The sequence below is a fragment of the Gemmiger formicilis genome (assembly GCF_024462815.1).
Classification (GTDB): Bacteria; Bacillota; Clostridia; order Oscillospirales; family Ruminococcaceae; genus Gemmiger.
The window spans coordinates 39,615-64,603 of record NZ_JANGCG010000009.1; the positions used below are offsets into that span (position 1 = coordinate 39,615).

The 24,989-nt window shown below is 61.0% G+C and carries 20 protein-coding genes; 17 read left to right on the forward strand and 3 right to left on the reverse strand.

Going from position 1 to position 24,989, the window contains the following annotated elements; translation table 11 throughout:
• Positions 1-32: 32 nt before the first annotated feature.
• Positions 33-1,958, reverse strand: coding sequence for a diguanylate cyclase domain-containing protein (locus NE623_RS09075; RefSeq protein WP_256273085.1), 1,926 nt, complete (start codon positions 1,956-1,958; stop codon positions 33-35).
• A gap of 236 nt (positions 1,959-2,194) precedes the next feature.
• Here NE623_RS09075 and NE623_RS09080 point away from each other — a divergent pair, with 236 nt between their 5' ends.
• From NE623_RS09080 to NE623_RS09105, 6 genes are all read left to right on the forward strand, one after another.
• Complete coding sequence (locus NE623_RS09080) at positions 2,195-3,403, forward strand: glycoside hydrolase family 10 protein (protein ID WP_256273084.1); 1,209 nt, start codon at positions 2,195-2,197, stop codon at positions 3,401-3,403.
• Between the two features lie 189 nt (positions 3,404-3,592).
• Positions 3,593-6,397 carry a DUF7601 domain-containing protein gene (locus NE623_RS09085; protein WP_256273083.1) on the forward strand — a complete coding sequence of 935 codons (2,805 nt, stop codon included), beginning with the start codon at positions 3,593-3,595 and terminating at the stop codon, positions 6,395-6,397.
• The gene (gene lepB / locus NE623_RS09090; RefSeq protein ID WP_256273082.1) at positions 6,394-6,906 is read left to right on the forward strand and encodes a signal peptidase I; all 513 of its coding nucleotides are present in this window, start codon (positions 6,394-6,396) and stop codon (positions 6,904-6,906) included. Before NE623_RS09085 ends, lepB begins: the two co-directional genes overlap by 4 nt.
• Positions 6,907-6,956: 50 nt before the next feature.
• Positions 6,957-8,045 (forward strand): DUF7601 domain-containing protein, encoded by a 1,089-nt coding sequence (locus tag NE623_RS09095; protein ID WP_256273081.1) that lies wholly within the window; start codon positions 6,957-6,959, stop codon positions 8,043-8,045.
• Positions 8,042-8,800: a class B sortase gene (gene srtB / locus NE623_RS09100; protein ID WP_256273080.1), complete on the forward strand. Its 759-nt coding sequence runs from the start codon at positions 8,042-8,044 to the stop codon at positions 8,798-8,800. The genes NE623_RS09095 and srtB overlap by 4 nt, the downstream gene beginning before the upstream one ends.
• Positions 8,797-9,372 carry a Spy0128 family protein gene (locus tag NE623_RS09105; RefSeq protein WP_256273079.1) on the forward strand — a complete coding sequence of 192 codons (576 nt, stop codon included), beginning with the start codon at positions 8,797-8,799 and terminating at the stop codon, positions 9,370-9,372. Before srtB ends, NE623_RS09105 begins: the two co-directional genes overlap by 4 nt.
• Positions 9,373-9,755: 383 nt before the next feature.
• Here the strand turns inward: NE623_RS09105 and NE623_RS09110 are convergent, their stop codons facing one another.
• Both NE623_RS09110 and NE623_RS09115 read right to left on the reverse strand, forming a co-directional pair.
• Positions 9,756-11,531 carry an oleate hydratase gene (locus NE623_RS09110; protein WP_256273078.1) on the reverse strand — a complete coding sequence of 592 codons (1,776 nt, stop codon included), beginning with the start codon at positions 11,529-11,531 and terminating at the stop codon, positions 9,756-9,758.
• A 272-nt stretch (positions 11,532-11,803) separates the two neighbouring features.
• Positions 11,804-12,367, reverse strand: coding sequence for a TetR/AcrR family transcriptional regulator (locus NE623_RS09115; protein ID WP_256273077.1), 564 nt, complete (start codon positions 12,365-12,367; stop codon positions 11,804-11,806).
• Between the two features lie 237 nt (positions 12,368-12,604).
• Between NE623_RS09115 and NE623_RS09120 the strand changes: the two genes are divergently transcribed.
• The 11 genes from NE623_RS09120 (at position 12,605) to NE623_RS09170 (ending at position 24,976) form a co-directional block, all read left to right on the forward strand.
• A complete protein-coding gene (locus tag NE623_RS09120; RefSeq protein WP_256273076.1) occupies positions 12,605-13,177 on the forward strand; it encodes an NUDIX hydrolase in 573 nt (190 codons plus the stop codon).
• Between the two features lie 662 nt (positions 13,178-13,839).
• Positions 13,840-15,078 (forward strand): argininosuccinate synthase, encoded by a 1,239-nt coding sequence (locus NE623_RS09125; protein ID WP_256273075.1) that lies wholly within the window; start codon positions 13,840-13,842, stop codon positions 15,076-15,078.
• A 303-nt stretch (positions 15,079-15,381) separates the two neighbouring features.
• The gene (gene argH, locus NE623_RS09130; RefSeq protein ID WP_256273074.1) at positions 15,382-16,758 is read left to right on the forward strand and encodes an argininosuccinate lyase; all 1,377 of its coding nucleotides are present in this window, start codon (positions 15,382-15,384) and stop codon (positions 16,756-16,758) included.
• Between the two features lie 43 nt (positions 16,759-16,801).
• Positions 16,802-17,743 carry an N-acetyl-gamma-glutamyl-phosphate reductase gene (argC, locus tag NE623_RS09135; RefSeq protein ID WP_256273073.1) on the forward strand — a complete coding sequence of 314 codons (942 nt, stop codon included), beginning with the start codon at positions 16,802-16,804 and terminating at the stop codon, positions 17,741-17,743.
• A gap of 52 nt (positions 17,744-17,795) precedes the next feature.
• On the forward strand, positions 17,796-19,022 hold the full coding sequence (gene argJ, locus NE623_RS09140) for a bifunctional glutamate N-acetyltransferase/amino-acid acetyltransferase ArgJ (RefSeq protein WP_256273072.1): 1,227 nt from the start codon (positions 17,796-17,798) through the stop codon (positions 19,020-19,022).
• A 257-nt stretch (positions 19,023-19,279) separates the two neighbouring features.
• Entirely contained in the window at positions 19,280-20,134 is an 855-nt protein-coding gene (gene argB / locus NE623_RS09145; protein ID WP_256273071.1) for an acetylglutamate kinase, read from the forward strand.
• 228 nt (positions 20,135-20,362) lie between these two features.
• Complete coding sequence (locus NE623_RS09150; RefSeq protein WP_256273070.1) at positions 20,363-21,544, forward strand: aspartate aminotransferase family protein; 1,182 nt, start codon at positions 20,363-20,365, stop codon at positions 21,542-21,544.
• On the forward strand, positions 21,541-22,452 hold the full coding sequence (gene argF / locus NE623_RS09155; protein ID WP_256273069.1) for an ornithine carbamoyltransferase: 912 nt from the start codon (positions 21,541-21,543) through the stop codon (positions 22,450-22,452). Before NE623_RS09150 ends, argF begins: the two co-directional genes overlap by 4 nt.
• A gap of 92 nt (positions 22,453-22,544) precedes the next feature.
• Positions 22,545-23,186, forward strand: a complete 642-nt coding sequence (locus NE623_RS09160; RefSeq protein WP_256273068.1) for a YitT family protein — start codon at positions 22,545-22,547, stop codon at positions 23,184-23,186.
• A gap of 181 nt (positions 23,187-23,367) precedes the next feature.
• Entirely contained in the window at positions 23,368-23,991 is a 624-nt protein-coding gene (locus NE623_RS09165; RefSeq protein WP_256273067.1) for a hypothetical protein, read from the forward strand.
• Between the two features lie 76 nt (positions 23,992-24,067).
• Complete coding sequence (locus tag NE623_RS09170) at positions 24,068-24,976, forward strand: DMT family transporter (protein WP_256273066.1); 909 nt, start codon at positions 24,068-24,070, stop codon at positions 24,974-24,976.
• Positions 24,977-24,989 lie beyond the last annotated feature (13 nt).

A 24,989-nucleotide genomic window follows, 5' to 3' on the forward strand; every position in this document is an offset into this window, starting at 1 on the left:
AGAGCCTATACACACGCTCTGCGCCGGGGCAATCAGTTATTCTCTGCGGCCTCCACGATTTCGGCCTTCAGCACGTCCTGTATCTCCAAAAGACATTCAAGCAGCAGGGGGTTGAACTGGCCGCAGTCGCCGTGCAGAATCATCTGCACCGCGGTGTCCGGCGGGTAGGCCGCCTTGTAGACGCGCTTGCTTACCAGCGCATCGTAGACGTCCGCCATCGAGACCACCTGCGCCGAAATCGGGATGCGGTCCCCGGCCAGCCCATCGGGGTAGCCGCGGCCGTCCCAGCGCTCGTGGTGCCAGCGGCAGATTTCGTAGGCGGTGCGCACCAGCTCCTCGTTGCGGTAGTTGCCCAGATTGTCCAGCATACTTGCGCCGATGGTGGTATGCTTCTTCATCTGGTTGAACTCCTCCTGTGTCAGTCGGCCGGGCTTGTTCAGGATTTTGTCATCAATCGCAACCTTGCCGATGTCATGCAGCGCCGAGGCCAGCACAATCAGCTCCTGCTTCTCGGGCGGCAGGTCGTACTTGTCAGTTTTCTGGGTCAGGCGCTCGAGCAGGCGCTGGGTCAGCGTGCCGATGTGCTGCACGTGGGCGCCGCTTTCACCGTTGCGGAACTCCACAATCTCGCTCAGAATCGAGACCATCATCTGGACGTTCTTCTCTTTTTCCCGCGTTTGACTGGTCACCAGCGAGATGAGCCGCCGCTGCTTGGCGTAGAGCTTGATGGTGTTGAAAACACGCCGGTAGACCACGCCCGCGTCAAAGGGGCGGCTGACATAGTCCGAGACACCCAGCTCATAGGCGCGGCGGACAATTGTGTCGGAGTCCTCGCTGGAAATCATAATGACCGGGATATCCTCAATCCAGTGGTTGCGGTTCATGACGTTCAGCACTTCAAAGCCGTCCATGACCGGCATGACAATGTCCAGCAGAATCAGTGCAATGCCGGTATCGTACTGGTCCAGCATGGCCAGACACTCGCGGCCGTTGGCGGCCTCGATAATATTGTAGTCACTGCCCAGAATCTCGGCCAGAATGGCGCGGTTCATCTCGGAGTCATCGACAATCAGGATGTTCTGCCGGGTTTGGCTCTCCCGCCCGGCGGCAGTGGAAGTGTTTGTGGCGGCGGTGGCCTCGGTCACCACCATATTTTTGCGGTTTTTGGCCTGGTACATCAGCCGGTCGGCGCGGGCCACAGCCTGTTCCATCGTCTCGCCGGGGCGGGTCATCACGCCGCCGATGCTGCTCGAAAGATGCAAACGGCTGTAGCCCGGCACGGTGGCGGCGTGCAGCTGGTGGCAGATGCGCTCCAGCTTGGCCTGAAAGGCTGCGCCCTTAATGCCCGGCAGCACCAGCAGAAACTCGTCGCCGCCGTACCGCACAAGGAAATCGCTCTTGCGGATGCAGCCGTGCACCACATCCACGGCGGTGCGCAGGGCCATATCGCCCGCACGGTGGCCGTAGGTATCGTTGTACAGCTTGAAATCGTCCAGATCGAGCATCGCCACACCGGCGGGCTCGGTTTTGTTTTTCAGCACATCCTCAAAATAGCGGCGGTTGTAGCCGTCCGTCAGCGAGTCACGGTAGAGCTTGACATGATAGCCGTTGATGCTGTCCATCAGGCGGTCGCCGTTTTCGGGGTCGATGAGGGTCTCGCTGTCCAGCTGCTGCACCAGCTCCATCACACAGGGGCGGCCGTCCACCTCGCGGTAGACCGCCGTGACCTGAAAGACCTCCCGGCCCATATATTCCAGCTTAGTGCGCTGGCGGTGATCCTCCAGAACCTGCCGGGAAATGCAGTTCTTGCAGGAGGCGTCCTTCTCCCAATAGGCATAGCACTTGCAGTATTCGTGGACGTCACTGCTGCCGCCCACCTGCTTTGCCTCCAACAGCCGCACAACGGTAAAAATTGTGCGGTATTGGGCCATTTCCTGTTCGACCTGTTCTCTGGTCATAGCTGCTCCGCCTTTGATGTGTTATATATTAGAACATTATAACACCGCTTGGAAGAAAATGTCAATTTAATTTCGTTAAGGACAATACCGCACAATTCTAAGTGCTTCGCAGCCGCAGTAGTGGTGCTTAAGCCGTCAGGCGGGAATTGTGCGGTGTTGCCCCAAATGTATTTTAAAAGCAGATTCTGTGCTAAAGCCCGGCCGTACGGCATAGCCTGTACCGGGAGGGAGCCCTTATGCGCCGATTGAGCTATTGCCTTTTTATCCTTGCGGTTTTTCTGCTGGCCCCGCTGCTGGCCCTGCCCCGGCAGCGGCAGACCGACCCGGCACCTACCGCCGTGCCCACCGCCACGGCGGCACCCGCGGCGGTGCCGTACCGTGCGGTGTGGGTCAGCTATCTGGAATGGCAGCGGGTGGATTTTACGTCCGGGCAGGCGTTCCGCGCCGATATTGACAGTATGATGGACAACATCCACGCCCTTGGGGCCACCGTGGTGCTGGCACAGGTGCGGCCCTTCGGGGATGCGCTTTACCCCAGCGCGTACTTTCCGTTCAGCCACATCTGCACCGGCGTGCAGGGGCAGAACCCCGGCTTTGACCCACTGGCGCTGCTGGTGGCGGCGGCACATGAGCGCGGGCTCGAGCTGGAAGCGTGGATCAACCCCTACCGCCTGCAGGCCGGGGGTGCGCCGGCGCTGTGTGACGCAAGCCCGGCCCGGCTGCACCCGGAGTGGGTGAAATACACGGACACGGGCGCGTATCTGGACCCGGCCAGCGCCGCGGTGCGGCAGTATATTGCCGACAGCGTGGAGGAGCTCTGCGCGGGGTACGCGATTGACGGCATCCATTTTGACGATTACTTTTACCCCACCACCGACCCGGCGTTTGACGCGGCGGATTACGCGGCCAGCGGCTCGGCGCTGACGCAAGCGGACTGGCGGCGGGAGAACGTGAACGCCCTGATGGAGCGCTGCCACGCGGTCACCCGGCAGTATGGCGTGCGGTTTGGCGCGGCCCCGGCGGGCAACCCGGAGCAGAGCTACGCCCTGCAGTACGGTGATGCGGCCCGCTGGCTGCGGCAGGGCACGGTGGACTATCTGCTGCCCCAGCTGTACTGGGGGCTGGAATATGTAAAAAACGGCGATGACACGCAGAGCCTTGCCAAGCTGGCCGCCGCGTGGGCGGCCCTGCCGCGTGCGGCGGGGGTGCGGCTGTATGCGGGGCTGGGGGCGTATCGCATCGGCGCGGGGGACGGCTCCGACACCGGGACGGAGTGGTACACCGGCCACGCGCTGGCCGACCAGCTGGCGGCGCTGGACCGTGCGGGCGTGCAGGGCGCAGCGCTTTACCGGTACGGCAGCCTGTTTGACAACGCCGATGCTCCCGGCCTGTCCGCCGCCGAGGTGGAGGGTGTGAAGAAGGCGTGGGGGGTGATTGTTCCGTAATGGTACTCGCAAACGGCATTTGCGGGGCAGGAATCCCACCGACCTTGCGGCACCGCCATTTTATGGCTTGTCCTGCTCCTTCGTGTAACCTTTTGGCCAAAAACAGCCCTCGACGGTTTCTGCGGGGGGCGGGGCGGTATACTCCGAAGCGAGCCCGGGAATGGACAACCTGAGAGGAGGAAACAGCCTATGAAAAAACGTCTGTTGGCTGTGCTGCTGGCCTGTTGTATGGCGGCAAGCATGGCCAGCGCGGTCTTTGCGGATGAGCCGCCCGCACTGACCGAACCGCCCGCCGCGGTGGAACCGGCAGACTCCGACCCGCCCGCGCCGTCTGGGGAAGCAATACCCGCCCCGGCGGTGGACGAACCCGCCGCGCCGACCCCTGCGCCGGAACCCGTCCCGCTGCCGACGGCTGAGCCGCAGCCCACCGCGGCCCCGGCGGAGGAAGCCACACCGGAGCTGACCACAGAGCCCATGGCTGCACCTGCGGAGCCGACTGCCGCGCCGACCGAAACCCCGCCCGAATTGCCACCCGAAATATCAGAAGAAGCCCCGGAGCAGACCCCCGCGGCAACCCTGCCGCCGGAGCCTGTGGCGTCCCCGGAGCCGACAGAACCGACCCCGACACAGGCCCCTGTGCCGACAGAAACCCCGGAGACCGCCGCCCCGGACCACGCGCCTGCGCTGCAGGCTGCGCCCGCCGCGTCTGTCACCGTGGAAAGCGTGGAGCTGCGCGACACCATCAGCGCCGATGGCTGCTTTACCGCCGTGGTCAACGGCAGTGATGCGCGTCAGCCCGGCCTGACCTACACATGGTACCGCAGCCGGGACGGCCAGAGCTGGGAGGCGGTCACGCCGCAGCAGTGCTCGGGCAATGGGTGGAACATTACCCCCGGCAGTGAGCAGCGGCTCAACGCCGCGCTGGACTCGCTGGCGGCCAAGCCCGGCGACACCGAGCGCTTGTGGTACCGGGTCGAGGTCACCGGCGATACCGCGCTGACCTCCGCCGCCGCACAGGTGCCCTATTACATCCAGCTGCAGAACGGCGGCTTTGAAACGCCCGCCGTGGCAGGCAACAGCGGCCTGCTCAGCTACCCCAACGCGCAGAAGCGCTCCCACTTTATCCAGGCGCCGGACGCCGCCACCGATGCGGGCATTGTCTGGCGCACCACCGGCACGGCACCCCACTGGAACACCAAGGTCGATGGCCGCTACATTGAAGTTGTGGACGGCACGCGCCGGGCCTACACCGATACCATCAACGGCCGGCAGAGCACCGATGCCAATGACCCCACGGTCTGCTACCATGCCGAAAGCGCCCACGGCGGCAACCAGTTTGCCGAGCTGAACTGCGAGGCCTACGGCGCTTTGTATCAGGATGTGCTGACCGTGCCGGGTGCCACGCTCTACTGGTCGCTGTCCCACCGGGGCCGCACCGGGGCGGACAGCATGGTGCTGCTGATTGCGCCTGTTGCGATGGCGGATGCCATTACGCAGGAGCTTTCCGGCTGCGCAGGCGGCAATGTGGCCGCGGCGCTGAACAGAACCGTGACGGTGGACGGCGAAAGCCACACCATCAGCGAGTACATCGTCAAGGAGGGCAGCGGCAACGGCATCCTGACCGACGGCAACACCGCGTGGGCTGTCCATGGTGGCACCTACACCGTGCCCGCGGGGCAGTATGTCAGCCGGTTCTTCTTTCTGGCGGTGTCCACGGCGGGCGGCGATAAGTGCGAGGGCAACCTACTGGACGATGTCTGGTTCAGCACCCAGCCCGCCCCGCTGCAGCCCGATGAAGCCGCCCTGCGGCTGACCAAACAGCTGGACGGCACCCTGACGGACGCCGAGCGTGCCGCCATCTGGCCGCTGGTGGAGTTCACCGTGACCAACGGCGCGGGTACAGCCGTGGCCACCGTGCGCGGTGACGCCATGGCGCAGGGCAGCACCGATGCCGAGCGCACCCTTGTGCTGCATCTGCCCCTCTCCGACAGCACCGGCCGCACCGAGCGCTACACCGTGACCGAAACCGCCCACGCCGCCCCGGCGGGGCTGCTCTATCTGGGCAGCCGCACCGCCCTGAACGGCGAGGACTGGCAGACGGCGGGCAGCACGCCGCAGCTGGCCGACCTTACGCTGAACACCACGGCGGAAACCGTGGCAGCCTTTGAAAATACCTACGCCCGCCAGACCGGCAGCCTGCGCATTACAAAGGCGGTGACCGATGAAACCCTACGCACCGAGGCCAATGCCGTGACGAACGTCTTTGCGGTGGACAGCCTGCCGGTGGGCCGCTACACGCTGACCTATGACAGCGGCACGGTCGAGACGCGGGAGCTGACTGCCCCGGGCGTGCTGGAGATTGCCATGCCCGGCGTGCAGAGCGTGACCGTAAGCGGCGTGCCGGTGGGCCGCTACACCGTGACCGAAACTGCCCACCCGGATCTGGAAAGCTACTACTGCACCACCGCAGAAGCCTCTGCCGCGGTACAGGTGCCGTCCGGCGGCGTGGGCGAGGCCGTTATTACCAACACCTATGCACCCTTCCTGACGCTGACCGTGACCAAGCGTGTGACCGGCGGCATGGGCGATACCCGCCGCGGCTTTGCCTTTACGGCCACGGTGGACGATGTGCCTGTGACGCAGGCAAGTGAAAGTGTGACCGTCTCCGGCGGCGCGGCGCTGACAGCCGAGGGCTTTACAATACCCCACCGGGGCAGTGTGACCATCGGTCGCCTGCGGCCCGGCCAGCGCGTGGCGGTAACGGAAGCGGCGCTGGCGGATTATGAGACAAGCATTGATGACGGCAATGCGGTGGCCCTTGGCACAAGCTATGCGGGCACGATGGGCGCTGAAAATACCGCGCTGACCGTAGTCAACAACAAAGATGGCGTGCCGCCCACCGGCCTGCACGTTGACCGTGTGCCCGGCTGGCTGGTGCTGGCCGCGCTGGCCTGCCTGGCGCTGACCTGCCGCAGAAGGAGGCGTACGCCGTGACCGAGACAAGCCGCCGCGCCGCGCTGGCGGATATCCGCGAGTTTCTGTTCCGCGCCGGGGCGCTGGCCGTGCTGCTGGTGCTGCTGTTCGGTGTGGTGTTCGGGCTGGCGCTGCAGCCGGACGATACCATGCACCCCCACATCAAGCCGGGGGATCTGCTGCTCTTTTACCGGCTCCCACGCGGCTATACAGCCGGGGAGGTTGTCGTGCTCGACAAGGATGGGCGGCGGTACACCGGCCGTGTGGCCGCACGCGGCGGCGACACCGTGGAGGTGACGGCGGCAAACAGTCTTGTCATCAACGGCAGTGTTGTGGCCGAGTCCGATATCTACGAGCCGACCCCGCCCTATGAGGACGGCCCTGCCTACCCGCTGACGCTGGCGGAGGGGGAATATTTCATCCTCTGCGATGCCCGCGCCGGTGCCCGCGACAGCCGGTGGTTCGGCCCGGTGCAAACCGGGGAGATACAGGGCCGGGTCATCGCGATTATGCGGAGAAACGGCATTTGACACGATACCCATGGACGATTTTACCCACACATCTGAGAGGAGCCACCCTTATGAACGCAATCAGACTTTCTGCTGTACTTACCGCTGCGCTGCTCACCGGCGCTGTGTCCGCCACGGCCCTCGCCGCAGAGGTCGAGCCCGCCGTGCTGCCGGTCACCGATGCCAGCATTACCTTTAAAAAAGGTATCAGCCTGGAAAATGCCCCCGGCGCGGGCGGCATACAGGGCAGCATTGCCCTTGCCGTCAGCCCCGCGCAGCAGGGTGACTTGCCGCCAACGCCGGAGGACGGCGCCCAGCTGGGCACGGCTGACCAGATTAAAACCGGCACGGTCACGGCGGCCTTTACGGTGGACGATACCGGCGTTGCCAACGCGGACAGTGACGTTACCGTGGACTTTGACCTGACCAAATTCACCACGCCGGGCGTATACTACTACCGCCTGACCGAGCAGGACCACGGCATTACGGGTCTGTCCACCGCGCCGGTCCATCTGCTCAAGGTGCGGGTGGTCAACGCCAACCCCTCCGACCCCGAGAACACCGAGCTGAAGATTGACTATGCCGTGCTGGCCCCGCAGGCGGGCGGCGATAAGGTGGACGAGATTGAGAACGTCTACACCACCTACGGCCTGACCGTGACCAAGCAGCTGGCGGGCAACTTTGCCGACTATGGGGACGAATTCGCCTTCACCCTCCACTTTGACGACCCGGACGAGACTGCGCATATGGCCTCAGTCACGGTCAAAACCGGCAAGGCGGACGAAACGCTGGCAAACAGCGCGGTGCTGAAATTTGTGGACGGCAAGGCCGACATTACCGAGACCATCAAGGGCGGCGAGGTGATTGAGGTCACCGGTCTGCCCGCGGGCACAACCTATACCATCACCGAGAGCGGCACCGATGCCGCCAACTACACCACCGCATGGACGGACGCCGCCGGTGCATCGCTGGGCGAGGGGAAGGCCCTTGACCAGCAGACAATGCCCGCCGCCGACACTGCCCTGACCGTGACCAACACCCGCAATGCCGCCACACCCACCGGCCTGCTGCTGGACGCCGCACCCTACGGTGCCATGCTGGCGCTGGCCGCGGGCAGCGGGGCCGTGTTCTTCCGCAAGCGCCGCCACACTGACCGATGAGCCTTGCGGCCCGGCTGGCCCGGGCGGGCAGTGCCGTTGTCAGTGCGCTGGCAGCGGTGCTGATGCTGGGGCTGCTGGCCTTTGCGGGGCTGGCCCTCTGGCAGGATGCCGCCGTCAGCCGCGGGGCGTTTGCGGGCGCAGAGCTGCTGCGCTATAAGCCCGCCGTCCTTTCCGCCGCCGCCCCGACCTTAACGGAGCTGCAGGCCGTGAACCCCGATGTGCGCGGCTGGCTGACGGTGGATGGCACCCACATCGACTACCCCGTTGTGCAGGGCGCCACGAATATGGACTACATCAACCGGGACGTCTACGGTGTGTTCTCGCTGTCCGGGGCAGTCTTTCTCGACAGCCGCAACGCGCCTGATTTAACCGATGCCTACAGCATTTTCTATGGCCACCATATGGAAAACGGCGCAATGTTCGGCGATGTATCGAAATTTGCCGATGCCGCCTACTTTGACGCCCACCCCGACGCCAGCGTGGTTGTGCCCGGCGCGGCGTATACGCTGGAGCTGTTTGCCTGCCTGGAGGCGGACGCCTATGACCCGGTGCTTTACACGCCGGAGCAGTATACCGACAGCGTGCAGACCCTGCTGGACTACGCGGCGGCGAACGCGGTGCAGTGGCGGGACATTGGCGCGGCGGCGGGGGACAGGCTGGCGGCGCTGTCAACCTGCGCCGGGGCCGAAACCAATGGCCGGGTGGTGCTGCTGGGGCGGCTGTGCCCGGTGCAAGAAGGAGATGAGAGTGAATGAGTTTTGCCACAATGGCCCGGCGGGCTGCTGCGGTGGCGGTGCTGGCCCTTGCGCTGGCGCTGCCGGTAGCGGCGGCGCAGGCGGGGGCGTCTGTCCCGGTTACGGTGCGCACCGACGGCGCAGGCAGCACGGCGGTGTACACCGTCGGCATTACGCCGCAGGGCACGGCCCCCGCCCCGGCGCAGACCAGCCTGCAAATCAAAAACGGCGGCACGGCGTATTTTACGGGGCTGTCCTTTGACGAGCCGGGGGACTACACCTACCGCGTGGCGCAGGCCAAGGGCAGCGCCCCCTACACAAGCTACGATGCCCGCGCCTACACCGTGACGGTGCGGGTGACAACACGCCCGGACGGAACCTTGCGCACCGAGCTCTGGGCCGTGCGGGACGGCGAGACGGCCAAGGCGGACAGCCTTGTGTTTGTGAACCGCTATGACCCGCCCGCACGCCCGGCCAAACCCAAAACGCCCACCCTGCCGCAGACCGGTGATGACTTCCCGCTGGAAGCGCTGGCCGCGGCGATGTGCGCCGGGGTGGTGGGCTTCGGCACGGCGTTCAAAAAGCGAAAATAGCAAAAAATAGACAAAGAATTGCCCCCATCCGGTTGCGGCTCCGGATGGGGGCTTTAAGGGTATCGGTTTGTGTGAGGAGGAATCATGTTCCAGCGTTACGGTTGCGGCTCCGTAACCCTGTGCTTATATAGTATCGGATAACTGCTAAAAAACTATGTTATTCCTATGAACATTTTGTAAATTACCCGCGGGGCCATTCTTTTTGCCCTGCGGGGCTTTTTTGTGCGCTTATTTGTAATATGGGTTGGTTCCGCAGTATAAGGAACACAAATCGACAAAACGAAAGGGGGCAGCCTTGCCTTTACGGCCCGGTATCCCTAAACACAACAAAGCGGGAGCTGTCCATTCCGGGCAGCTCCCGCTTTGTGTGCAGAGAGGAAAAATCAGATTACATTATACTCTTTCAGCAGCTTCTCAACCTCGGTGCCCTCAATCTTCTTCAGGGCCTCCTTCATGGCGAGCTTGCCGACCAGCGGCATCTCCATGTCGGTAATCTTGCGGCCGTCGCGCAGCTTGACGGTGGCATCCAGCAGGCAGCGGATGTCATACACGCTGCCCCAGACCTCGGGCACGCCACGGTCAACGTTCAGCAGGGTGTACACGGCCTCCATGCCGGTGCGGATGGAATACTCGGTGGTGAAGATGGTGTCGCGCTTCGTCTCGGCAAACTGGCCCAGGAAGGCGAAGTTCACAGCGCCCTCGGGCACGATGTCGGGGCGGTCACCCGCGGTGCGCGGCATAAAGAAGGCGTCGATATACGGCATCATGCAGGGCACGGTGTTGGCGCTGTTGGCGGCCATATCCTCAATCTGGTCCTCAGGCACGCCGATGTGGTACAGCCACTCCATGCAGATTTCCTTGCCGGTGCAGTCACGCATCGGCTTCTTGACGAAGTCGCCGGGCTTGTCGGTGAACAGGCCGTAGACCCAGACGCAGAGCTGGTCCTTGGGCTGGTCACGGAACTGCTGCTGACGGTTCAGCGTCCAGCTGAGCAGCCAGCCGGAATCCTGCACCGTGACAATGCCGCCGGTGACAACCTTGCCGCTGAACGGGTCGCGCTTGCAGATTTTCTTAATATAGGGCACGATGCGCAGATCCAGCGTGGTGATGGTGGCGCTCATCCAATTGGAGAGCTCGGGGTCATAGCAGAACTTGTCGGGATGGCCGAAGCTCGGGTCCTGCGCGGCAATCTTGCGCCACAGGTCCCAGCCGCCGCCTTCCTTGATTTCGGGCTTGTAGGGGGCGGGGGTGTTCTGGCTGCCGAGGGTGGAGTTCTCGACACAGCCGCCGTTGGTGATAAAGACGAGATCATTCTCGGTCAGGTCGATGCTCTCCTCCTGGCCGTCATGCAGCACGTCGATGCGGGTGGCCTGCTTCTTGCCGCCGGCGCAGTCAAAGGCGATGTTGGTGACCTTGGTGTTGTAGTGGAACTGGACGCCGAAGCCCTCCAGATACTTGACCATCGGCAGAATCATCGACTCATACTGGTTGTAGCGGGTGAAGCGCAGGGCGGTGAAGTCGGGCAGACCGCCGATGTGGTGGATGTAGCGCTGCAGATAGCGCTTCATCTCCAGCGCGCTGTGCCAGTTTTCAAAGGCGAACATCGTGCGCCAGTACATCCAGAAGTTGGAGTTCAGCACCTCATCATCAAAGAAATCGGTGATTTTCTTGTCATACAGACCCTCGTCCGGCGTCATGAAGAGCTTCATAATCTCCATGGCGGCCTTGTCGCTCAGACCGAACTTGCCGTCGGTGTGGGCATCCTCGCCGCGGTTGACGGTGGCGCGGCAGAGGCTGTAGTTGGGGTCGGCCTTATTCAGCCAGTAATACTCGTCCAGCACGGTGTGGTTCTCGTCCTCGATGGAGGGGATGGAACGGAACAAATCCCACATACATTCAAAGTGGTTGTCCATCTCGCGGCCGCCGCGCATCACGTAGCCCAGGTCCTCGTACTTGTAGCCGTCACAGGCGCCGCCGGGGATGGGGTCCTTTTCCAGAACGTGGACGCGCTCGCCCTTCATCTGGGCATCGCGCACCAAGTAGCAGGCCGCGGACAACGCCGCCAGACCGGAGCCGACAATATAGGCAGACTTGCTGTCAACACCCTCGGGCTTTTTGGGGGTGGCAAAGGCTTCATAGTTACCGCTGGAATAATACATAGTGTACCTCCTGTGATGATACGGCGTTGGCGTTTGCCGCGCCGTTTGTTGTTTGCTATGGCCTTAGTATACCCGGCGGGGGCAACGGTTACAATCAGCAAAAAATCCCCTTTGATAAGAATTTTATCAAAGGGGAGGAATTGTATAGATTATGGAGAAAATGTGAAGAAAACAGCTGTCAATGGCATAGAGGCACGTAGGGCGGGGGGACCCCACCCCGCCGAAAGCGCGCGGCGGGATGCCGTTCGCGGGCAATCCTGCCTATAAAACCACTACTCTTTATCAATCCGGCAGGCATTCAGGGACTTGGTGATGTCGCCGTGTATCAGGGTCGAAACGCGCTCCACAAGGTCGGCGGGGGCGGTTTTCATGCCGGTGCGCACCCATTCCAGCGTCAGGCCCACAAAGGCGTATTTGTAAAAGTTGGCGATGAACTCCTTGTCCTCGGGGCGCACCGTCATACCGGCGGCCTTCTCCTCCACCACGCCAATCATCAGGTCATAGGTCAGGCTGTAGAGGTAGCTTTCCAGATGCTCGCGGCTGATGGAATGATAGACCTTGGTAAAGAAAACCTTGTCCTTCTGCACGGCTTGCAGTATCTGCAAAAAGCCCTGCTGCCATGTATCATAGGTTTTCTGCCCGGCCAGCGCGCGGGCGGCGCTCTCCACACAGGCCCACTCCACCAGATCATAGATGTCCTTGAAATGGTAGTAGAAGGTCATACGGTTCACACCGCAGTGCTCGGTCAGGTCGGTCACGGTGATTTTGTCCAGCGGCTTCTCGGTCAGCAGCTCCTTCAGGGATTGAACCAGAGCGCGTTTGGTCATTTGGGACATAAGGCAGCTCCTTGTTAAAAGTATACCCTGATTATACCGGAAATTTATGAATTTTTAAACCCCCATACCCGGTCATACAGCGCTATAACGCGCTCCCGCGGGAGAAAATAGTGGATGAGCAGCGCCGCAATGCCCAGCCCCAGAAACAGCGCCAGCCGACGCGCAAGAAAAAATTGCGCGGCGGGGCGGTTTGTGGTATAACGTGGGTACTACTTATATGTAAGGGAGTGCTTACCAATGCCCGAAATGCTGGATATTGTGGACGAGAACGGTCTGCCCACCGGCCGCGCTGTGCCGCGCACGCAGGCCCACGCCGAGGGACTGCGCCACCGCACAAGCCACGTGTGGATTCTGCGCAAAAAACAGGGGCGCGTACAGGTGCTTTTGCAGATGCGCTGTGCCGCCAAGGATTCCTACCCCGGGTGCTATGATATTTCGTCAGCCGGGCACATCCCGGCGGGTGCTGAGTTTGTGGAATCCGCCCTGCGGGAGCTGAAGGAGGAACTGGGCGTGGACGCCACCTCCGCCGACTTGCAGGAGTGCGGCCTGCGGCGGTTCCATTTTGAGGCGGAATTTCACGGCAAGCCGTTTAAGGATAACCAGGTCAGCAAGGTGTTCTGCCTCTGGCTTGACCGCGAGGCGGAGGACTTTACCGTGCAGAAATCCGAGATAGACTATGTGCGGTGGTTTGACTTGGACGAGGCCCTCCGGGACGTTGCACAGGGCGCAATACCGAACTGTATATTTATGGAGGAGCTGGAGATGGTGAAGAAGGCCGCGGAAAGGGCTAAATTGTCTGGCGGGAAATAAAAGGCGGATAAATCGGAAGTTGTGGAGGTGCCTATGAGCAGGAAAGTTAGATTGTGCGCAATTATTGTGTTTATAATAGCTTTAATCATTTCAATAATCCGTATTTTGATTGATTTCAATTATGGAATAGAAAGAATCAGTCCACTTATCCCGGTACTTGATATTGCAAGTGCTATTGTGTGGGTAATTTGTATTGTTGTTAATTGCGTTCTGTATCAAAAGAAAGATAGATGACAATTCAAGTTTGTAGCACGCTTTCGGCGGGGTGGGGGCACCCCGCCCTACGGATGTCCATCAACGGTTGACCGGCCACTATGGGCGGGATCTCACCCGGCAGTGGGCCGCTGTTGGACATCCCTTGTGTTGCAAAAACTGCAATTTTATGTTGCCTATAAGAGAAAGCCGTGGTATAATACAGGTGTCGGCAGGGTGAATACATATACTGTTGCATATTTTTGCAGCGAAACCGCGCATAAATGTATAAGTATCCGTTAATTTGCCCAAAAACAACCCAAAAATAGAAAATCCTTTGGCGGATTTACTACTTGCAAAATGTATAAAAGAGTGTATAATATACAGCAATGAATGAATAAATATTCAAGATGCGCGGCAGGCATCCCATCCCGCGGGCCTTGATAAATACCAGAGAGGGGAATATTATCATGAAAAAGGATAAGAAAGACATCAAAAAAGTGGTTCTGGCCTATTCCGGCGGTCTGGATACCTCTATCATCATTCCCTGGCTGAAGGAAAACTACAACAACTGCGAGGTTGTCGCGGTTTCCGGTGACGTGGGTCAGGGCACCGAGCTGGACGGTCTGGAGGAGAAGGCCCTCAAGACCGGCGCCTCCAAGCTGTATGTCCTCGACCTGAAGAAGGACTATGTGGAAAACTACATCTGGCCCTGCCTGAAGGCTGACGCCAAGTATGAGGATTACCTGCTGGGCACTTCCCATGCACGTCCCTGCATCGCCGCCGCGCTGGCAGAGATTGCCAAGAAGGAGAACGCGGACGCTATCTGCCACGGCTGCACCGGCAAGGGCAATGACCAGGTGCGTTTTGAACTGACCCTCAAGGCACTGGCCCCCGATATGGCCATCATCGCCCCGTGGCGTGAGTGGAATATCAAGAGCCGTGACGAGGAGATCGACTACGCCGAGGCCCACAACATTCCGCTGAAAATCAACCGTGAGACGAACTATTCCAAGGACAAGAACCTGTGGCACCTGAGCCATGAGGGCCTTGACCTCGAGAAGCCGTCTCTGGAGCCGCAGTACAACAAGCCCGGCTTCCTCGAGCTGGGTGTCTCCCCGGAGCAGGCCCCCGACAAGCCGACCTACGTCAAGATTCACTTTGAGAAGGGCATCCCCACCGCCGTGGACGGCGTTGAGATGGACGGCGTCACGCTGATTGAGCACCTGAACAAGCTGGGTGGTGCGAACGGCATCGGCTTGCTGGACATTGTTGAGAACCGTCTGGTCGGCATGAAGAGCCGCGGCGTCTATGAGACCCCCGGCGGTGCCATCCTGTACAAGGCACACGATGTGCTGGAGACCATCACGCTGGACAAGGAGTCCATGCACTTCAAAACACAGCTGGCCCAGAAGATGGGCGAACTGGTCTACAACGGCCAGTGGTTCACCCCGCTGCGGGAGGCCATCAGCGCCTTTACCGATGATCTGCAGAAAACCGTCACCGGCGATGTGACCTTGAAGCTGTACAAGGGCAATATGATCAACGCCGGCGTCACCAGCCCGTACACCCTGTACGATGAGCAGACGGCCTCCTTCGGTGAGGATGACGATTACAACCAGGCCGATGCAAACGGCTTCATCAATCTGTTTGGTCTGCCCATCGCCGAGCGCGCTAAGCTGGCGAAGAACTGGCCGACCGAAGAATAAGCGAACGAACGCCAAATAAGCAACCGCCAAGGGGCGTGCAAACCCTTTGGCGGTTTTGGTGTTACTAAAAAAGATAAAAGATAATAGATAAAAGATAATCAAAAATGTGGAGTTTTGGCCTGAGGCCAAAAAAGCGTAGGGGCGCATTCCATATGCGCCCGTCAACAGGCAGACGATCTGCGGGCACATATAGAATGCGCCCCTACGGAGGCAGAGAATTTTTGAGCGGAGCGCAGCGACGCGATCCACCAGATTTATTATCTATTATCTTTTATCTATTATCTAAAAAACGGAGGTTTCACTATGCCCCAACTTTGGCAGGGCCGGGCCAGCAAGGCCGTTGACAGCCGCGTAAACGATTTCAATTCCTCCATCCGCTTTGATGCGCGGATGATTGAGCAGGATATACAGGGCAGCCTTGTCCACTCGGCCATGCTGGGGCGTCAGGGCATTATTTCCCAGCAGGATGTGGACGATATTCACAAAGGCCTGCACTCGATTCTGGACGATTTGCACAGCGGTGCGCTGGAAATTGACCCCAACGCCGAGGATGTGCACACCTTTGTGGAACAGACGCTGACTGCCCGCGTGGGCGATGCCGGCAAGCGGCTGCACACCGGCCGCAGCCGCAATGACCAGGTGGCGCTGGACATCCGGCTGAATCTGCGCGCGGCGAGCGAGCATATCCAAGGCCAGATCAGAGAGCTGATTGCCGTGCTGTGCGAGCAGGCCGAGAAGGGCGCGGGCTATGTTATGCCCGGCTACACCCACCTGCAGCGTGCCCAGCCGGTGACCTTCGGCCACCAGCTGATGGCCTACGCATGGATGCTGCTGCGCGATCTGGGCCGTATGCAGGATGCCACCCGCCGCATGGATGCCGAGTGCCCGCTGGGTTCCGGCGCGCTGGCGGGCACAACCTACCCGCTGGACCGCTTCTATACCGCCGAGCAGCTGGGCTTTGCCGCGCCGTGCGGCAACTCGATTGACGGCGTCTCTGACCGGGATTTCTGCATTGAGCTGTGCAGCGCCATGGCCACCTGCATGATGCACCTCTCCCGCCTGAGCGAGGAGATTATCCTCTGGTGCAGCTGGGAGTTCAAGTTCATCGAGCTGGACGATGCGTTTACCACCGGCTCCTCCATTATGCCGCAGAAGAAAAACCCCGATGTGACCGAGCTGATTCGCGGCAAGACCGGCCGCGTCTACGGCGATTTAAACACGCTGCTGGTTATGATGAAGGGCATCCCTCTTGCGTATGACAAGGATATGCAGGAGGACAAGGAGGCTATTTTTGACGCGGTGGATACGCTGGAGCTCTGCCTGCGCACCGTCACGCCGATGCTGGCTACCATGACCCCGCTGCCCGCCAATATGCGCCGCGCCGCCGCCAAGGGCTTTATCAACGCCACCGACTGTGCCGACTACCTGACCAAGAAGGGGATGCCCTTCCGCGATGCCTACAAGTGCACCGGCACGATGGTGGCTGCCTGCATCCGCGAGGGCAAGACGCTGGAAGAGCTGACGCTGGACGAGTTCAAGCAGTACAGCGATTTGTTTGCCGAGGACGTGTATACGGCCATTGACCTGACCACCTGCTGCGAGGGCCGCACCAGCTACGGCGGCCCGACAAAGGCGAGTGTGATGGAGCAGATTCGTGCGGTGAAGGAGAAGCTGAAATAAAGCCTTCCCCCGCAGGGGGGAGCCGATAGGGAGTGGACAAACTATGGGAAAGTACAAAATTTTCGTCGATGGGTCCTCCGGCACGACGGGGCTGCGGATTGCGGACCGGCTGGCGGAGCGTGAGGAATTTGAGATACTGAAAATCTCGGCGGCGGACCACAAGGACGTCCACGCCCGTGCGGCGGTCATCAACGAGAGCGACCTCTCGTTCCTCTGCCTGCCGGACGATGCGGCGCGGGAGGTTGTGCCACTGCTGCGGGAGGATGTGCGGATTCTGGACACCAGCACGGCGCACCGCACCGCACCCGGTTGGATATACGGCCTGCCGGAACTGCACAGCACCCGCGAGGCACTGAAAACCGCCACCCGCGTGGCGGTGCCCGGCTGCCACGCCACCGGGTTTATTGCGCCGGTGGCCCCGCTGGTCGAACTGGGCATTATCCCCAAAACGGCGCATCTGAGCGTGACGAGTCTGACCGGGTATTCCGGCGGCGGCAAAAAGATGATTGCCGAGTACGAGGCCGAGCGCGTCAACACCGCGCTGAACGCCCCGCGCCCCTACGGTCTGGCCCTGCACCACAAACATCTGCCCGAGATGGCCGCGATTACCGGCCTTGCCACGGCACCCAACTTTGTGCCTGTGGTGGCCGACTATTACGCGGGCATGGAAACGATGATTCCGCTGGATTTGACGGCGCTGGGCATCTCGGCCCCGAAGGTGGCCGCGGCGCTGACCGAGTATTACGCCGGGCAGCCGATGATTAAGGTGCACCCCCTGTGCGAGGGCACCGACGGCGGCTTCCTTGCGGCCAACAAGCTGGCCGGTAAGGACACGCTGGAGATCTTCTGCCTGGCCAACCCCGACGAAACCCAGATGCAGCTTATCAGCCTGTTTGACAACCTTGGCAAGGGCAGCTCCGGCGCAGCCGTGCAGTGTATGAACCTGATGCTGGGGCTGGAGGAGACGAAAGGGCTGGCAAGATGAAAAAAGGCTTCCCCCAAGGGGGAAGGCATTTTAGAAAGTAGAGGGGATACATATGGCAAACTTTAACTCCATTCCCGGCGGCATCTGTGCGCCGAAGGGATTTTCGGCGGCGGGCGTGCATTGCGGCATCCGCCATAACCATTCCAAGCTGGATTTAGCGCTGATTAAGGCGGACGTCCGCTGTGCGGGCGCGGGCTGCTACACCACCAACAAGGTCTACGGCGCACCCATCACGGTGGACCGTGAGCATCTGCAGGACGGCTATGCACAGGCCATCGTTGTGAACAGCGGCAACGCCAACACCTGCGCCCCCAACGGCGTGCAGCTGGCCAAGGATACCTGCGAGATTGTGGCCAAGGAGCTGGGCATTTCCGCCGCGGATGTGCTGCCCTCCTCCACCGGCGTTATCGGGCAGGCCATGAGCATTGAGCCGTTCGCCAAGGGCATCCCGGAGGCTGCCGCCAAGCTGGCCGCCACCGAGGCCGGCAGCCATGATGCGGCTACCGCCATTATGACCACCGACACCCACCCGAAGGAGATTGCGCTGGAGTTCACCGTGGCTGGCAAGCCGGTGCGCATCGGCGCGATTGCCAAGGGCTCGGGCATGATTCACCCCAATATGGCCACGATGCTGCTCTTTATGACCACCGATGCCAAGGTGGCCCCTGCCGTGCTGCAGAAGGCGCTGTCCACCGTTGTGCCCGCAACCTTCAACCAGATTTCGGTCGATGGCGACACCTCCACCAATGACACTGTGCTGCTGCTGGCCTCCGGCCTGTCCGGTGCGGAAATCGCCGAGGGCACGCCCGACTATGACACCTTTGTGGCCGCGCTGACCGAGGTCGCCGAGCACCTGAGCCGTGAGCTGGCCGGTGACGGCGAGGGTGCCACCAAGCTGCTGGAATGCACCGTGACAGGCGCGCCTGATCTGGCGACCGCCCGCGCTGTGTCCAAGAGTGTGATTCACTCCACCCTGTTCAAGGCCGCCATGTTCGGCGCGGACGCCAACTGGGGCCGCGTGCTCTGCGCCATCGGCTACACGCCCGGCGATTTTGACATCAGCAAGACCAGCGTGCGCCTCAAGAGCAAGGCGGGCGAGGTCTTTGTCTGCGAGAACGCCGCCTACCACCCCTACAGCGAGGACGAGGCCGCTGTGGTGCTGAAGGAGGACGAGATTGATATTCTGGTCGACCTTGGCAGCGGAGACTACACCGCCAAGGCATGGGGCTGCGATTTGACCTATGACTATGTGAAGATTAACGGGGACTACAGAACCTGAAAAGGTGGCTGCGAGAAGGGAAAAGGAGCGCTGATGTAAATAATAAATAAAAAATAAAAAATAATAAATGCGGAGCGCCGCCCGCGGCGGCGCGTTTGAAATGATGGCAGACGCCGATTGAGTGCGGGATAGTAAAAAATACATCCCGCTTGCCTGATTTTGTTTGCGACCACAGGGAGCAAAATCCACCAAATTTATTATTTATTATTTATTATTTTTTATTTGTAAAGGCCTCCTGTATGGGGGAGTAACTGCAGATGAAAAACGAACAGATGGCCCTGCTGTTCAGCGAGGCTACGCCATATATCCAGAAATACCACGGCAAAACGCTGGTGATTAAATACGGCGGCAATGCCATGGTCAACGATGAGTTGAAGCTGGCCGTTATGAACGATCTGGTCACGCTCACCCTGCTGGGGGTGCGCGTTGTGCTGGTGCACGGCGGCGGGCCTGCCATCAATGCCATGCTCAAGCGGGTGGGCAAGGAGTCCAAATTTGTCAACGGCCTGCGCTACACCGACGAGGAGACGATGGGCATTGTCCAGCAGGTGCTGGCCGGGCAGGTCAACAAAGACCTTGTGGCCCTGCTGAAGGGCCGCGGCGTCGGCCTGTGCGGCATGGACGGCCATATGATTATGTGCAAGCGCAAGAGCGATGTGGATTTGGGCTATGTCGGCGAGATTGAAAAGGTCAACACCACGCTGATTGACCACCTGCTGACCGATAGCTTCATCCCGGTTATTGCCACGGTGGGCATGGATGACAACGGCGTGCCCTACAACATCAATGCCGACACCGCCGCCGCCGAGATTGCGATTGCCCTCCATGCGGAAAAGCTCGTCAGTATGACGGATATTGTAGGCTTGCTCTACAATAAGGACGATGAATCGACGCTGATTCCCGAGGTTGAGGTCTCCGAGATTGAGGGCTACAAGGCCGCGGGCGTCATTGCGGGCGGTATGCTGCCCAAAATTGAGGGCATGGCCGACGCGATTTACAAGGGCGTACATGAGGCGGTCATCATTGACGGCCGCGTGCCGCACTCGATTCTGCTGGAAATGTTCAGTGACCGCGGCGCCGGTACGATGTTCTATAGAAGAGGGAACCGGTGAAAGAGAAATAAGAAATAAGAAATAATAAATAATAAATCAGGTGCGCCGCCCGCGGCGGCGCGTTTGAAATAGCGGCAGACTTGTTTTGAAATGGCGGTGAAAAAGCACTGTGCGGCATCCCGTTCCTGCTTTTTGTTTGCGACCGCAGGGAGCAAACTCCACCAAATTTATTATTTATTATTTATTCTTTATTATTTATAAAAAAGGCAAAAAAAGAGGCGGCAGCTTATGAATACTGAAAAGGTTATCACCCGCGACAATGAAAATATCCTGCATACCTATGGCCGCAGCCAGATTGTGCTGGCAGAGGGCCACGGTATGACGGCCAAGGATGCCGACGGTAAGACGTATCTGGATTTCACCTCCGGCATCGGCGTCAACTCTCTGGGCTACTGCCACCCCGCGTGGGTCAAGGCCGTGGCGGAGCAGGCGGCCACGCTGCAGCACACCTCCAACCTGTACTACACCGCCCCGGACGGCAAGCTGGCCAAAAAGCTCTGCCGCCGCACCGGGCTGGACGCGGTTTTCTTCGGCAATTCCGGCGCCGAGGCCAACGAGGGTGCCATCAAGTGCGCCCGCAAATACAGCGTGGACACCTACGGCGAGAACCGCAACAAGGTCATCACGCTGGTCAACTCCTTCCATGGCCGCACGCTGGCAACCCTGACCGCCACCGGGCAGGATGTGTTCCACCATGACTTCGGCCCCTTCCCGGAGCATTTCGACTATGTCCCGGCGGGGGACTTCGCCGCGCTGGAAAAGGCCGCCGACGAAACCGCCTGCGCCGTTATGATGGAGCTTGTGCAGGGCGAGGGCGGCGTTGTGGCGCTGGACGCCGACTACGTGGCCAAGGTCGCGGCGCTCTGCAAGAAAAAGGACATTCTGCTGATTGTGGACGAGGTGCAGACCGGCGTGGGCCGCACCGGGCGTTTTCTGGCGTGTGAGCACTTTGACCTGCACCCGGACATCGTCACGCTGGCCAAGGGTCTGGGCGGCGGCCTGCCCATCGGCGCGGTGGTTATGAGCAAAAAGGTGGCCGACCATATGGGCCCCGGCTCCCACGGCTCGACCTTCGGCGGCAACCCGGTCTGCTGTGCCGGTGCGCTGGCCGTGCTGGACACGATGGACGAGGACTTCCTTGCCAACGTCAACGAGCGCGCCGTCCAGCTGCGCGCAGGGCTGGTAAAGCTCCCCCACGTGCAGGAGGTCAGCGGTCTGGGCCTGATGGTGGGCATCGCCTTTGACGAGGGCATCAAGGCTGCGGATGTCCGCGCTGCCTGCGAGAAGGAGGGCCTGTTGGTGCTGACCGCCAAGACCCGCCTGCGTCTGCTGCCGCCGCTGATTCTGACGCCCGCCGATGTGGACACGGCGCTGGAAACCCTGCGCAAGGTGCTGGAGAGCTGCGTATGAAACATCTGTTGAAGCTGGGCGGTCTGACGCCCGAGGAAATTCTGCACATTCTGGATGTGGCCGATGACTATAAGCGGCTGCACAAGGACGGCATTGACCCCAAGGATTTGCAGGGCAAGGCGGTGGCGCTGGTCTTTGCCAAAAACTCCACCCGCACCCGCACCAGCCTGGAGGTGGGCATCTACCAGATGGGCGGCTTGGGCACCTACCTGAGCGCCAACGATCTGCAGACCGCCCGCGGCGAGCCTGTGCAGGACACGGCCCGCGTGCTGGGGCGCTACTATAACGCGATTGTCTGCCGCACCTACAAGCAGACTACACTGGACGAACTGGCAAAATACAGCGGTATACCGGTAATTTCTGGTATGACGGACTACGCCCACCCGCTGCAGGTGCTGACCGATCTGATGACCGTGCGCGAGCGCAAGGGTACGCTGGAAGGCCTGCGGGCCGGGTTCATCGGCGATGGGTACAATATGGCCAACAGCGTGATTGTGGGCTGTCTGGCCGTGGGCATGACGGTGACGGTGGCCTGCCCGCCGCATTACCGCCCCGCCGCCGATGTGCTGATGCTGGCGCAACGGTACGGCGATAAGTTTACGCTGACCACCGACCCCGATGAGGCGGCCCGCGGCGCGGATGTGCTCTTCACCGATGTGTGGGTCAGTATGGGCATGGAGCGCGAGGCCGAGCAGCGCCGCCGGGATTTCACCGGCTTTACGCTGGACGCGGCCCGCATGGCGCTGGCCAAGCCGGACTGTATGGTGCAGCATCCTTTGCCTGCCCACCGCGGCGAGGAAATCGCCCCCGATGTGCTGGAGGCCCACGCCGACGAAATCTTTGACGAGGCCGAGAACCGCATTTACATCGAAAAAGCCGTGCTGGCCATTTTGCTGGCAGGGAAATAATTGCGGCTTGTGGCAGGGCACACGCCCTGCCTTTTTTGTGCAGCTTGACGCGTGTGGTATACTGGTTGTATCACTGCCCTTGAGGTGCACTTATGCAAAAAACAACCCTGCAGCAAAAAATCCGCGGTGCGCTGCGCCGCTTTACGGCAAAGCGCATAGCCCTTATTTTGCTGGGAACCGCCATTCTTTCCTTCGGCATCCACAATATCCACCAGCGCACCGCCATCACCGAGGGCGGCATCATCGGGCTGGTGCTGCTCATCAACCACTGGCTCGGCGTTCCGGCATCGGTGGCCTCGCCCCTGCTGGACGCGGCCAGCTATGCGCTGGCGTTCCGGTTCCTGGGGTGGGATTTCCTGCTCTCGGCCGGGCTGGCCAGCGTCAGTCTGGCGGGCTTCTACCGCCTGTGGGAGTGCCTGCCCCCGATGCTGCCCGACCTGACGGCGTACCCGCTGGCGGCGGCGCTGCTGGGCGGCGTTTTTGTCGGTGTGGGCGTGGGGCTCATCGTCCGGCAGGGCGGCTCCAGCGGCGGCGATGATGCGCTGGCGCTGGTCATCCACAAGCTGACCGGGTGGCGGCTCTCCCGCGCCTATCTTTTCACGGATTTAACGGTGCTTTTTGCCTCGCTGTCCTACATTCCGTTCCGGCGCATTGCCTTCTCGCTCGTCACGGTCACGGTGTCCTCACTGCTGATTGACGCGATAAAGGAGTGGAACGGCGGCGGGGGAGGCTGACCTGTGCGAGGGTGCCTGCGGATAACCGGCGGGCCGATGCGAGCATCGGCCCCTACAGAGCAGTGGCTTTGGAAAAATGTAAAAACATCTGTGAAAACCGTGCGCTATGCTTGTACTTGGCGGCAATTTGCAGTATAATACTCTATGTATTGTTGCAACGCACCCAATGGAGGTTTACGATATGAAGCTATCCCGCAAGCTCGCGGCGCTGGCCATGGCCGTGCTGCTGGCAGTTTCCCTGACCGCCTGCTCCCCGAAGCAGGTCGCGCAAGATTTGGTTGTCAATCTGGTTCACAAGCTGGGTCTGGTGGAGGAATCGGACGATGACGAGACCGACACCATCACCAAGGCTGCGCCTGGCGGCAGTGTGGAGTTCCCGGCGGATATGGACACCGAGGCGGCCCGCGTGGTCAGCTACCCGGAGGACGGCACCCTGTATGTCTCCTTCAACGGCATTGCCAACCGTTCCACCGAGTATTTTGTGGCGGGCGGCGACAGCATGACCGTGACCGGCTACGCCACCACCGAGGCCAGCAGTGAACGGTATATGTACTTCAAGATTGCGTTCTGGGAGCTGTCTGACGATAAGACGATGACCAGCTACGTGCCCGGCTCCACCATTTACTACTATGCCGACGGCAGCGCGTCCCAGTATACCGTGACGGGGCTGACGGCGGGCAAGCAGTACAAAATCACCATCAGCTACGACAACGGCAACAAATACTACGTTACCGGCGGACTGAAGGTGGAAGGTCTGGGCAGCGCCGAGCTGAACACCTACGGCGACGATACTGCAAACAGCTGATAAAAAGGCAAAGATGCCGCCCGCGCCGCAAAATGGCCGGGCGGCTTTTTTGGTAACGTAAGGGGAATAGGAAAGTATGGACAAAAAACAGATGCGCAACACACTGCTGCTGGTCGGCGCGGCCTTTATCTGGGGCACGGCCTTTGTGGCGCAGAGCGTGGGCAGCGGCTACGTGGGGCCGTATACCTTTCTGGCAAGCCGCAGCTGGCTGGCCTGCGTTTTTCTGCTGGGGCTTATGGCGGTGCTGCGCAAAATGGGCAAAACCAACAGCGCGGCGCAGGGCTTCTGGCAGAACAAGCCGGTGCTGATTAAAGGCGGTATCTGCTGCGGTGTGGCGCTGTTTGCGGCGTCCGCGGCGCAGCAGATGGGCATTGGCACCACCAGCACGGCCAAGGCCGGTTTTATGACGGCGCTGTATGTGGTGCTGGTGCCGGTGGCGGGGATTTTCCTCGGCAGCCGTCCCGGCGTCAAGCTGTGGTGCTGCGTGGCGGCCAGCGTGGTGGGGCTGTATCTGCTCTGCCTGGCGGGGCGCGATACCCTGAGCCTGACCGGCGGCGAGTGGCAGTTGCTGCTCTGCGCCTTTTTGTTCACGGCGCAGATTCTGCTGGTGAACCACTTCAGCCCCAAGCTGGACGGCATCCAGATGAGCTTTGCGCAGTTCTTTGTGGTGGCGGTGCTCTCCACCGTGTTTATGTTCGTGTTCGAGACGCCGACCCTTGCCCAGCTGCGCGGCGCGGCGGTGTCCATTGCCTACTGCGGCATTATGTCCAGCGGCGTGGCGTACACGCTGCAGATTGTCGGCCAGAAGGCCCTTGACCCGACCATCGCCAGCCTGGCCATGTGCCTGGAAAGCGTGTTCAGTGCGCTGGCCGGGTGGCTGATTCTGGGCGAAACGCTGAGCGCCACCGAGCTGTGCGGCTGCGGACTGATGTTTGCCGCCATTGTGGCAAGCCAGCTGCCCGAGAAGAAGCGTGACCGCACCTGACCCCTACCCTATA